Raw genomic sequence first — 11,918 nt, 5'->3', positions numbered from 1 at the left:
TGCCGCTGGCAGATGTACGGGTGCTGGAAGCGGGGGAGGCGCTTGTTAAGAGCGATGGCAACGGGCGGGGAACAGCGCGTTATCATCTGAAGTGCGGGACCGGTGGGGGCCCTCAGGCGAACGTCAAGAGCTGGCGGTGTTAGCCGCTTTCTTTTGCCTACTTTTCTTTGCGGCGGCAAAGAAAAGTAGGTGCCGCCCCGCACAGGGGCAACGCGTGAACGGCAAACACCATGGCGCGGATGCCAGCGACAGCGAAAGCAAAAGCGACAGCGAAACCAAAACCAAAACCAGAACCAGAACCAGAACCAGAACACCAACAGCGTCCGCACGAGCCAAACCCTCAACCTTGAGCCGCGTGCAACGCACAAACACCTCCCAACTGCATGCGCGCTCACCATCAGGCATTCTTCGCTTCGCTGTTCTTCTCGCGGCTCGCGGACCAGATCCTGCTATTTCTCGTGCCGCTCGTCGTCTTCCAGACGACCCAAAAAGCGACATGGTCCGGCATCGCGTTCTTCATCGAGGCATTCCCGCGCTATATCGTGTTTCCCGTGTGCGGCGCGCTGTGCGATCGCATGTCGCCCGTTACGGTGCTGCGCGCGAGCCAGCGCTTTCGCGCAATGGCGTGCGCGGCAGGCATCGCAGGCTTCGCGGTGGCAGGCGGCATCGGCTGGCTGATCGCACTGTCCGCCGTGTGCGGCACCTTGACCAGCCAGGGGCTCGTCGCGCGCGAAGTACTGCTCCCGCAGGTATTCACGTCCGAGCGCTTCGAGAAGGTGCTCTCGTATGCGCAGATCGCCGATCAGGTCGGCGTGGTGCTCGGCCCGATGCTGGCAGGTTTGCTGCTCGGCTGGTGGCGCTGGGAATACGTCGTCGGCGTCGCGGCCGTGCTGTTCTTCGCCGCCGATGGCGCGACGCTCTTCTGGCAGCGCGCGAGCGCTTTCGAATGGACGCCGCACGGGCATGCACACGGCGACTGGCGCGCGCCCGTGAAAACGGCGCTGGCGCACGTGGTGAGGCTGCCGGGTCTGGGCCGCCTGGTCGCGTTGGCCGCCGCCGAGAATCTCGTGATCGGCGTGACGCTCGCGACCTCGGCGGCGATGGTGACGGGGCTGCATCGCCGGCCGGATGCGTTCTATGCGTTCGTGCAGACGGCGGGCGCGATCGCGACGATCGTGATTCTGCTGTTGATCGCGCGCGTGCGGATTCCGCGCAAGGCGCTCGGGATCGTGTCGTTTCTCGCGATCTTCGCGGGCGGGTTGCTGGCGGGCGTGAGTCCTTCCGTGTGGGGCTACGTCGCGGGCTTTTTGCTGATCGTCGGCTTCGACAAGATGTTCAGCATCTATATCCGCAGCGTGCGTCAGGCGATCATTCCCGCGAAGGACTACGGCAAAACGCTTGGCGTCGTCATCATGCTCAACAACCTGACGCAGCCGCTGGCGGGCTTGCTGGTCGGCATGTTTTCGGGGAATGGACGCATGAGCGCGGTCGTTGTGGCGATCTCGCTCGGGATGGGCGCGCTGGGGCTGATCGTCGTGCTCGTGGGTCTCGGCGCGGGGCGGCGTCGAGTGCACGTTGCGCCGCTGAACAAGCAGACGCCCGACAGCGCCGACTGAGCATGTACTGTCACAATGAAACGCTAGCTTTTCTTCACGGAGCGCCATCGACATGCAATCGGACGACGAGCTGAAACACTTCGAAGCCCACGGGGCGGCGCCGCTGCCCGAAGCGCAGGAAGAAGGATTCGTGGACAACGCGGGCGCGCGCATCGCCTGGTCCACTTACGGCGCGGGCCACCCCGTGGTGCTGTTGCATGGCGGCCTCGGGCATCGCGGCAACTGGGGTTATCAGGTGCCCGCGCTGGTTGCGGCGGGCTACCGCGTGATCCTGATCGACAGCCGCGGACATGGCCGCAGCACGCGCGACGCGCAACCGTACAGCTACGAGCTGATGGCCTCCGACGTGCTCGCCGTACTCGACGCTCTACACGTACAGCAAGCAGCGTTCATCGGCTGGAGCGACGGCGCGTGCACGGCGCTGATTCTCGGCCGGCGCGCGCCGCAGCGCGTCGCAGGCGTGTTCTTCTTCGCGTGCAATATGGACCCCGGCGGCGCGAAGCCATTCGTGCCGACGCCCGTGATCGACCGCTGCTTCAGGCGGCATCGCGCGGACTACGAGGCGCTGTCGGCAACGCCTGGCGAGTTCGACGCGCTCGTCGCCGCCGTCAGCGAGATGCAGCGCACGCAGCCCGATTACTCCGCGGACGATCTCGCGCAGATCCGCGTGCGCGTGATCGTCGCGATCGGCGAGCACGACGAGTTCATCAAGCAGGACCACGCCGTGTATCTGGCGCAGAGCATCCCGGAGGCCGAGCTGATCGTGCTGCCGAACGTCAGCCATTTCGCGCCGCTGCAACGGCCTACGCTGTTCAATGGCGTGATCGAGCGGTTCGTGGGAACCGCTTTCGAAGCGGACGGCTGAAGCGGCTCAGTCCGCCTTGGCGCCGACTTTCGCGGTCGCGTTGGCGTCGTTCTTTTCCTCCTCTTCCCAGCCGCCGCCGAGCGCAAGGAACAGATTCACCTGATCGACCGCGACCTGGCCTTCGGCCGCCGAAACCTGCGCGGCAACGGTCGTGAGCGTGCGCGTCGCGTCGAGATCGTCGATGAACGTATCGCGGCCTGCAGCGTAGAGACGGTGCGTTTCGTCCGCCGACTGCACGGCCGACTTGTACGCGGTGCGCAATGCATCGGCGCGCGTCGTATCGGATGCGTAGGTCGACAGGCTCGTCTGCGTTTCGCGCAGCGCATTCAGCACGACGCCGTCGAAGTGCGCGAGCGCGCCGCCCGTCGCGGCTTCCGCTTCGTGGACCCGCGCGCGCTGGCCGTTGATCGGGAACGTCCAGCTGATCAGCGGACCGAACGCCCAGCGGTTCGTGGTCGGGCCGAACAGATCGTCGACAACGCCGACCGACCCCGCCGATGCGCCAATGCTCACGGTCGGATACAGCGCCGCCGTCGCGACGCCGATGCGCGCCGTCGACGCCGCCAGCAGGCGTTCGGCCTGGCGCACGTCCGGGCGGCGCTTGAGCAGCGCCGCACCGTCGCCGACGGGAATCGGCTGCTTCAGATGCGGCAGCCGGCTGCAGGCGAGGGCGGCGGGCGGCAGATCGGATGGCGCGCGCGCGAGCAGCATCGCGAGCCGGTACTGCGCGGCGCGGCGGCGCGCGACGAAGCGCGGAATATCGGCGGCGAGCGTGTCGGCCTGCGTCTGGCCGCGCGTCACATCGGGCTGGTTGCCGCGCCCCGCGTCGCGCAGCCGCTGCGTGAGCTTGACCCGTTCCTTTTGCAAGGCCAAAGACTTCTGCGCAATCTCCAGTTCGTCCGCTGCCGAGCACGATTCGACGTAGGCACGCACGACATCGGCGACGACCGTGATGCGCGCGAGGTCGCTTGCGGCCTCGACGGCTTCGTCGTCGGCCTTCGCGGCTTCGACGCCGCGCCGCAGCTTGCCGAACAGATCGATCTCATACGACACGCTCAGATCCAGCGCGCCTTCGTTGACGACGGGAATCTTTTCCGACAGCAGAAACTGTTCGGCAGACTCCTGCGCGCGCTGGAAGGCCGCCGACGTCTTGCCGGAAAAACCGCCCTGTTCGTTCGCGAAGTCGAGCTGGGCGCGCGAGCGTGCGAGATTCGCCGCGGCGACGCGCAGATCGGTGTTCGACGACAGAGCTTCCGTGACCAGCTGATCGAGCACCGGGTCGTCATACAGACGCCACCACTTCGACGGCACGGCCTGTTGCGTGACGGGCGCCTTGTCCGCGCCGTCGATGGCCGCGTTCGCATACGGCGCGTTGACGGCCGCGTTCTCCGGCAACTTGTAGTTCGGGCCGACCGTCGTGCAGCCGTTCAAAGCGAGGGCAACAGGCAGCAAAGCCGGCAGCAACGCCAGGCCGGCGCGCGTTGCCGAGAGGGACGGGAAGCGTTTCATTGCGATGCGCCCGAGGCCGGATGGGTGGCGCTAGACGGCGCGGTGCCGACGATAGCCGCCCCCGTGGTCGAAGCACCCGCGCCAGCCGATGCAGCCGATGCAGCCGCCGCATCCGATGCCGCCGGGCGCCGTCCCATCGAAGGCCCGATGCCGCGCACCGACACCGTCGCCGTGCGGCCCGCGATCATGCGGAAGTCGGCGGGCACTTCGTCGAGCGCGACGCGCACGGGAATGCGCTGCGCGAGGCGCACCCAGCTGAACGCCGGGTTCACGTTCGGCAGCAGGTTCTGGCTTTGCTGGCGGTCGCGGTCCTCGATCGCGGCGACGATGCTCAGCACGTGGCCGCGCAACACGCCCGGTTCGCCCATTACCTTGATGTCGACGGGCTGGCCGATATCGATACCGTGCAGCTTGGTTTCCTCGAAGTAGCCGTCGACGCGGAACGAATGCATATCGACCACCGACAGCACCGCGCGTCCCGCCGAAATGTACTCGCCCACACGCGGCGCGCGATCGTTCAGATAGCCGTCCACAGGACTGACGATCACCGTGCGCTGCAGGTTCAGGCGCGCCGTGTCGATCGCGACTTCGGCGTCGGCGAGCGCGGCCGTCGCCGTTTCGACGCGCGAATGCGTCTCCTCGACCACTTCACGCGCGACGAGATTGCCGAGTGCGCGGTTGCGGGCATCTTCGCGGCGCGCCTGATCGAGCGTCGCGCGGCGCTGCTGCGCGGTGGCCTGTGCGTTGCGCAGCGCAAGCGCATAGCGCGCCTGGTCGATCACGAACAGCACCTCGCCTTGCTTGACCTGCTGGTTGTCGACGACCTTGACCTCGGTGATGAGGCCGGATACGTCCGGCGCAACTTGGATCACGTCGGCGCGCACGTGACCGTCGCGCGTCCACGGCGCGAACATGTAGTAGTCGACCAGCTTCCACAGCACGACCGCTGCGATCACGACGACGATGAGAGTGAGCAGAATCTGCCCGACGGAGAACCAGGTTTTTTTCACGTTATGAACCGGTGCGAAACGATGACGACAAGCCCCAGCACCAGAACATAAATGCCGAGATCGAAAATGGAACGGTGCCAGATGAAGCGGTAAACGCCGATGCGCGCGAACAGGTTGCGCAAGACCAGGTTCACCAGATAGGCGATGAACATCAGCACCAGCACGGCTGGCACAAAGACGCCGAGAATGTCGATTTCGCCGATCATTTGCGTCGACAGAAAGTAAGAGATGGGTTTCGCATCAGGCTGCGGTCTCCGGTTGGGGCGGCGGATTGCTGCCGGGCGCGGGATGCGGCGGAAACAGCGACAGGCGCATGCCGACCAGCGCGTGCAGCGTCTCGCGCAGCCAGCGCTCGCCGGAGGGCGCAGCGGGGGCGGGCGCGGCGTTGTGTTCTGCCTGTCCCTCTTGCCCCTGCTGCGTGCCGCCTTGCGTCTGCGCGATGTTGCGCGTGGTCACTTGCGCGACGGCGGCATCGATCGTTTCGATCAGCGCGGCGGGCACCGGCTGCCGTTCGCGGCGCGCGACACATTGCTCGAAATACTGCCGCACGCCGGAGAGCACGTCATCGATGGAGCCTTGCAAGTCGGCTGTCAGCTTGCGGCGCGTGCGTCGAAGATCGAGCGCGTTCAGCGCGACGCGGAAGTCGCGGAAGCTTTCGATCGACGGATGGCGGTTCGAGTCCGAGGCCGCGTGGCGTGGCAGCAGTTGCATCAGCCGGTCGAGCATGCGCGAGTACAGATTGCGCTGGTCTTCGATGGCAGCCGTCGACGCGCTCACCACGACGTCGGCCCATGCGGAACGCGTGAGCCGCCCGGCGGCGAGTTCGGCGCCGAACGGCCGCGTGATGCGCGTCCAGATGAAAGCGAACAGCAAGCCCGCGACGCCCGCCAGATTGCTGTTGATGAACACGAAGAAGTCGGCCTCGTAAGCGCTCTGAATGCTGATGAAGGTCGCCGTGTTGACGGCCGTGAGCAACGTCACGAGCGTGAACTGCGGGCTCGGGATCAGCGTGCCGATGATCAGGAACGGCCCGGAGAAGATCACGACCAGCATCGCGAAATCGTGCACGTGCGGCAGCACCACGAACACATACAGCCCGGCCAGCACGACGCTCGCGCAGGTCGCAAGGAAGAACTTGAAGACGGAGGGCGCGGGGTCGTCGAGCGCCGCGAAGAAGCAGCAGGAGACGGCGGCGAGCGTGACGGCGGCGGCGCCGTCGTTCCAGCCCGACGTGATCCACAGTCCGCACGCGACGATGACCGCGCCGACGGCCGATGCCGTCGAGAACAGCATCATGCCGTAGTCGAAGAAGCGCTCGGTGCCGCCCAGCCGCCAGTGGCGAAAGTGCGGCCGCCACAGGACGGTTTCATGAACGATGGCCGCGCGCAGGCAGCGGATATCGCGCCAGACGTCGATGACCTGGCCCAGACGCCACAGCGCGTTCGACAGCAGCGCGCCGTCCCAGCTCGCGAGCGCCTCGGCGGATGGCCGCAGCGCATCGACGCGCGCGCGCAGCGCTTCCGCTTCGTGATCGGGCTCGTCCGCGTATTTGGCTTCGAGCGCGGGCGCCTTGATCCACTTCGCGACGTCCGCGAGCAGCGCCTCGACTTCGAGCGGATGCGCGCCGCGCTGCCGTATCAGTTCGATCAGCGGATCGGCCATCGACGAAATCAGCGGCAGGAAAATCTGCATTCGCCCCTGCAACGCGCGCGCGCGGCGCACGATATCGGGCCGTGTGTGATCGTAGGTCAATTGGCTCAGCAGGAAATCGAGCCCGTTGACCGTGGCCGCAAGACGTTGGCGCGAGGCCGAGATCGTCGCGCCCGCGATGTGGCCGGACAGCGTCTCGCTCGCGTAGAACGCGGCGTCGCGGAACCAGGCGTCGGTGCGCTCGACCAGCGTCGGCGCGAGCCGGCTCGGAAACACCACGCTGCCGACGATACTCGCGACCACGATGCCGAGCAGGATCTCTTCCGTACGCGTGATGGCCAGATCGAAGACGGTGGTCGGATTGGTGACGGCGGGCAGCGCGATCAGCGGCAGCGTGTAGCCGGCGAGCAGGCACACATAGCTGCGCGCGGTGCGATCGTTCAGCGATACATAGAGCATCGTGCCCGTCCACAGCCCGACGATCGTGCTGAACAGGAACGGCGACTCGACGAAGGGCGGCACGATCAGCACCGCGCCTGCCGCGCCGAGCGCCGTGCCGAGCGCGCGGTACAGCGCCTTCGAGCGGGTCGCGCCGACGAACGGATTCGAGACGATATAGACGGTCGCCATCGCCCAGTAAGGGCGGGGCAGTTCGAGCGCAAGGCCGATGTACAGCGCGATCATCGCGGCCGCGAACGTCTTGGCGGAAAACAGCCAGTCGCGGACTGAGGGATAGGCCATGGCGGTTATGCGTTGCGTTTGCTGCTGGAACGTGCGGCAGCGGCTGGCTCGTCGGATGCGCCCTTGTCGGAAGTGACTGTAGCATCCAGCGACGCGTTGAAGGCGTTCAGCACCCGCAGCGTCGTCTCCAGGTCCTCGCGGCTCACGCCTTTGAGCACGCGCGCGCGCAGCTCCATCAGCCGCTCTTCCATGCGCGCGGTGACGGCGCGGCCTTCGTCGGTGAGGGTGATGGTCTTGGCGCGCTTGTCGTCGGGATCTTCGTCGCGGCGCACGAGGCCCGCCGCGCATAGCTGATCGAGCAGCCGCACCAGCGACGGGCCTTCGATCCCCACATGTTCCGCGAGCGTCACCTGGCGCACGGCCTCGCCGAGACGGTTGGCCGTCAGCAGCGGACCCGCGCACGCCTCCGACACGTTGTAGGCGGACAACACGCTATGGCTCGTGCGGCGCCAGCGGCGCGCGGCGACGACCAGCGTGCTGCTGACGGAGCGGCGTAGAAGGTGGAGATTGACCATGGGCCGGGATTGTATGTCGATTTTTATTCGTTAGCATCCTATCGACATAAATTTTTAAGGAAATGCTTCAAAATTCGCTTACGCTGTGTTTCGCAGGCGAGCGGCGGCGGGGCGCTTGCCCGCCGCCGGCCGCTTTTCGAGCGTCCAGGCGGACTTACTCGTCGTTCAATCCCTTGCCTTCGAGAATCATCGGCATGCATTTCTCGATCCGCGATTCCCGCGTTTTCGATTGCTTCGCCGACGAGAAGTGGAGCAGATAGGCGCGTTGCCGTCCGGGCGTCAGTGATTCGAAAGCAGTCTTGAGCCTGGGGATCTTGTCGAGTCTGGTCTGGAATTCCTCGGCGACCTCAAACTCTTCGGTCGATTTGTGGGCCACTTTCAGACCGGCTTTTTCAACTTCGATAGCCGCGCGGATATAGGTCTTCAGAACGGATTGCAGCTTGCCGATTTCCTGCAGGCTCGTGAACCGCACCTGCCGGGCTGACTGCACGTTCTCTGTCTGCTGGATCAGGATGCCTTTCGGGTCCTTCAACAAAGCGCCCTTGACGAACAGGACCGCGCAGTATTCCTTGAAGCCGTGAATGAGCACGACGTTTTTGTCGTCGTGCGTGTAGCACGGAACGCCCCATTTCAATTCCTCCGTGACGGGGCATTCCAGCACGATCGCTCTGAGCTTTTCTGTTTCTTCACGCCACTGTTTGAGTTTGCCGATATAGGCGTCGACCTTGGGATTCATTGTTGTCCCTCAGAAATAAGGCGAGCCTATGGTACCGCCCGGCGCCAGGGGCGGCAAACCGGGCTGGAAGCGATCGGGCTAAAAGCGATCGGGTTAGAAGCGATCGGCGCGGAACGGATGCGGGTCGGCGACGGGCGCGGCACCCGTCATCATTTCCGCGAGCAGGCGCCCCGTGACGGGGCCGAGCGTCAGGCCGTGGTGCGCATGGCCGAATGCGAACCACAGGTCCTTGTGGCGTGTCGCGGGACCGATAATCGGCATCATGTCCGGCGTGCACGGACGGCGGCCGAGCCACGGACGCTCGTCGAGCCGCGCGCCGAGCGGGAAGGTGTCGCGCGCGATGGGTTCGATCGCATCCAGTTGCACGGGAGTGGCCGGCGCGTCGCAGGCGGCCAGTTCCGCGCCCGTCGTCAGCCGGATGCCACGCGCCATCGGCGTGATCATGTAGCCGATCTCGGTGTCGAGCACGGGTTGATTCAGCTTCGCGCCGTCCTGCGCCGCGTAGTGCATGTGATAGCCACGCTTGACCGCGAGCGGCAGCCGGTAACCGAAGCGCGCGCTGACGGTATCCGACCAGGGCCCGAGCGAGATGACGGCCGACTGCGCGTCGATACGGCCCGCATCGGTGTCGACGCTCCAGTGCGGTTCGAGTGTCGACGCATCGCCGATGAAGATGCGCCCGCCAAGCTGCTCGAAGTAACGCGCGTAGGCCGTGACGAGCGCATTGGGGTCGCTGACGGACTCGGCGTCGGTGTAGCGCAGCGCGCCCAGCAGCGCGTGGCTCAGCGACGGCTCCGCGCGCCTCAGTTGCGTTGCATCGAGTGCGTCGAAGGTGACGCCGTACTCGGCTTGCCAGCGCTCGACGTCGCGCAACGCGGCGTCCTGCTTGCGCGCGCTGCGAAACACTTTCAGCCAGCCGCCCTTGCGCACCAGCGCCTGCGCGCCCGATGCGTCGATCAACGCGCGATGCTCGCTGACGCAATGCTCGATCAGCGTCGCATACGAGCGCGCGATGGCCGTATGCCGATCGGCGCGCGAGTAGTGCCAGTAGCGGTACAGAAACGGCAGCAGCTTCGGCATCGCGCTGAAGTGATAGCGGACATCGAGCGAGCGGTTGCGCGCGTAGCGCAGCAGCGTGCTGGCGTCGCGCGGAAACGCATACGGGTAGACGCCTTCGCGCTGGATCAGTCCCGCATTGCCATACGACGTCTCGTTGCCCGGCGCCTTGCGATCGACGAGCGCCACACTGAGCCCGCGCTTTTGCAGATGCACGGCAACCGACACGCCCACCATGCCGCCACCCAGTACGACGGTATCGAACTTCATTGCTGCGTATCCTCGCGCGATAACGTCATGCGAGCGCCGTCACGGCAATTTCGACATCGAGGCCCGGCTTCATCAACAGGGCCTGGACGCAGGCGCGCGTCGGTGCGTGGCCCGCCGGCACCCACGCATCCCACACGCCGTTGAATTCTTCGAAGTGCTTCGGGTCGCTGAGCCACACGTTCGCGGTGAGCACACGCGTCTTGTCGACGTTCGCCGAGGCGAGCAGCGTGTCGATGCGCGTGAGGATTTGCGTCGTCTGGACGGTGATCGACGCGCCCGCCGTGTCCGGCACCTGGCCGGACAGATAGACGATGCCGTTGGCAATCACCACCTGGCTCATGCGGGCGTTGGTTTGCAGTCGTTGGATTTCGTTGGACATGGTGAATATCGCTGGGTTAGACGGATGACATGCCGGCCTGAGCTTCGCCGGTAGAGTCGAAAATGGGCGGCGCGGTGACGATCGATTTCAGCGCGGGGTTCGGCTGCGTGAGACGCGACAGATCGGGACGCGGGCGGCGCAATGCGGGGTGCGTGTCGAAAGCCTGTTCCATCGCGCGCGCCACGGCCAGCGTCTTGAGGTCGCCATGAAACGGCCCGACGATCTGCAAGCCGAACGGCATGCCAGCCGCATCGACGCCGCATGGCAACGACAGCGCGGGATGTGTCGTCAGCGTCACGACGTACGTCAGCGCGAGCCAGCGGTAGTAGTTTTCCTGCGCGCGCCCGTTGATCTGCGCGGCGTAAAGCTCGCGCCACGGGAACGGCGAAACGGGCGTGGTCGGCGAGAGGATCACGTCGTAACGGTCCAACGCGGATTGGAAACGCCGGAAAATGCGCGTCTGTTCCGCCTGTGCCCATGCGCTGTCGGCGAGCGTCATCGCGGCGCCCATTTCGTAGTTCGCGCGCGTGTTCGGACCGAGCGCGCCCGGATCGCGCGCATACGCGTCGCGCAGGCCCGCAACGAAGCTTTCCGCGCGAATCACGTCAAAAGCGCGGTGCGCGTCGCCGAGATCGAACTGGACCGGCTCGCAGGTTTTCACCATCGGCGTGAGCGCCGCCATGCGTGAACGGAAGAGGGCGCGGATGCCATCGTCGACATCGCAGCAACCGAAGTCTTCCGTGTAGCCGACGCGCAGCGTGGCGAGATCGAGCGCGGGCAGCGTTGCGAACCGGAGTGGATCGACTTCGTAGCTGAGGGGATCGCCTGTCGAAAGGCCCGCTGTCGCCGCGAGTTGCAGTGCCGTCTCTTCGACGTCGCGGCCCATCGGCCCGACCACCGAGATCGGCGTCCAGCCGAGCAGCCGGCGCGAGTTCGGCACGAGCCCGGCGGACGGCCGGAAACCGACCACGCCGCACTTCGACGCGGGAATGCGCAGCGAGCCGCCCGTATCGGAGCCGGTGCAGACGGGCAGCATGTCACAAGCGAGCGCCGCCGCCGAGCCGCCTGACGAACCGCCCGCGTTCAGGTCCGGATTGAACGGATTGCCCGTCGCGCCCCACACGGGGTTGCGCGTGTTCGCGCCTGCGCCGAGTTCGGGCACGTTGGTCTTCGCGACGAGAATCGCACCCGCCGCGCGCAGCCGCTCGACCAGCACGACATCGCGCGATGGCACATGGCCGCGCGACATCGGCGAACCGTACGTGGTCAGTAGGCCGCCGTGTCTTCGAGATCCTTCACGCCGAGCGGCAGCCCGTGCAGCAGGCCGAGCGGCTCGCCGTCCAGCACCTTGCGCTCGGCCGCCTTCGCGGCCTTGCGCGCGTCGTCGTAACAGGTGGCCGTGATTGCATTGACGGCGGGGTTGAGGGCTTCGATCCGCGCGATGCAGGCGTCGAGCAGTTCGACGGGGGAAATCTCTTTCGCGCCGATCATCCGGCGCAATTCGACGGCGTTGCGGGCGACGAGGTCGTCGTGATCAGACATGGTTCAGGTTCCGGGTAGTTGCTGCTGAT

General features: G+C 66.0%; 10 protein-coding genes and 1 pseudogene. 2 read left to right on the top strand and 9 right to left on the bottom strand.

Going from position 1 to position 11,918, the window contains the following annotated elements; all coding sequences use genetic code 11:
- Positions 1-383 precede the first annotated feature (383 nt).
- The gene (locus tag H1204_RS20990) at positions 384-1,616 is read left to right on the top strand and encodes an MFS transporter (protein ID WP_180732562.1); all 1,233 of its coding nucleotides are present in this window, start codon (positions 384-386) and stop codon (positions 1,614-1,616) included.
- 52 nt (positions 1,617-1,668) lie between these two features.
- Positions 1,669-2,481 (top strand): alpha/beta hydrolase, encoded by an 813-nt coding sequence (locus H1204_RS20985; RefSeq protein ID WP_180732561.1) that lies wholly within the window; start codon positions 1,669-1,671, stop codon positions 2,479-2,481.
- A 6-nt stretch (positions 2,482-2,487) separates the two neighbouring features.
- On the opposite strand, the gene H1204_RS20980 is transcribed toward H1204_RS20985, so the two are convergent.
- From H1204_RS20980 to H1204_RS20940, 9 genes and pseudogenes are all read right to left on the bottom strand, one after another.
- Positions 2,488-3,990, bottom strand: coding sequence for an efflux transporter outer membrane subunit (locus H1204_RS20980; protein WP_180732560.1), 1,503 nt, complete (start codon positions 3,988-3,990; stop codon positions 2,488-2,490).
- Complete coding sequence (locus H1204_RS20975; RefSeq protein WP_180732559.1) at positions 3,987-5,000, bottom strand: HlyD family secretion protein; 1,014 nt, start codon at positions 4,998-5,000, stop codon at positions 3,987-3,989. The genes H1204_RS20980 and H1204_RS20975 overlap by 4 nt, the downstream gene beginning before the upstream one ends.
- Positions 4,997-5,206: a DUF1656 domain-containing protein gene (locus H1204_RS20970; protein WP_042314487.1), complete on the bottom strand. Its 210-nt coding sequence runs from the start codon at positions 5,204-5,206 to the stop codon at positions 4,997-4,999. The genes H1204_RS20975 and H1204_RS20970 overlap by 4 nt, the downstream gene beginning before the upstream one ends.
- A 34-nt stretch (positions 5,207-5,240) precedes the next feature.
- A complete protein-coding gene (locus tag H1204_RS20965) occupies positions 5,241-7,391 on the bottom strand; it encodes an FUSC family protein (protein WP_180732558.1) in 2,151 nt (716 codons plus the stop codon).
- Between the two features lie 5 nt (positions 7,392-7,396).
- Entirely contained in the window at positions 7,397-7,906 is a 510-nt protein-coding gene (locus H1204_RS20960) for a MarR family transcriptional regulator (protein ID WP_180732557.1), read from the bottom strand.
- Positions 7,907-8,060: 154 nt separating this feature from the next.
- Positions 8,061-8,642: a DUF1801 domain-containing protein gene (locus tag H1204_RS20955; protein ID WP_180732556.1), complete on the bottom strand. Its 582-nt coding sequence runs from the start codon at positions 8,640-8,642 to the stop codon at positions 8,061-8,063.
- 93 nt (positions 8,643-8,735) lie between these two features.
- The gene (locus H1204_RS20950) at positions 8,736-9,968 is read right to left on the bottom strand and encodes an FAD-dependent oxidoreductase (protein WP_180732555.1); all 1,233 of its coding nucleotides are present in this window, start codon (positions 9,966-9,968) and stop codon (positions 8,736-8,738) included.
- A 25-nt stretch (positions 9,969-9,993) separates the two neighbouring features.
- On the bottom strand, positions 9,994-10,347 hold the full coding sequence (locus tag H1204_RS20945) for a RidA family protein (RefSeq protein ID WP_180732554.1): 354 nt from the start codon (positions 10,345-10,347) through the stop codon (positions 9,994-9,996).
- A gap of 16 nt (positions 10,348-10,363) precedes the next feature.
- Positions 10,364-11,889 (bottom strand): annotated as a pseudogene (locus tag H1204_RS20940) (amidase family protein).
- Positions 11,890-11,918 lie beyond the last annotated feature (29 nt).

The organism is Paraburkholderia sp. PGU19 (assembly GCF_013426915.1).
Lineage (GTDB): Bacteria > Pseudomonadota > Gammaproteobacteria > Burkholderiales > Burkholderiaceae > Paraburkholderia.
Note: the sequence above shows the minus strand (reverse complement) of the source record. Positions and strands in the feature narration are given on the sequence as shown.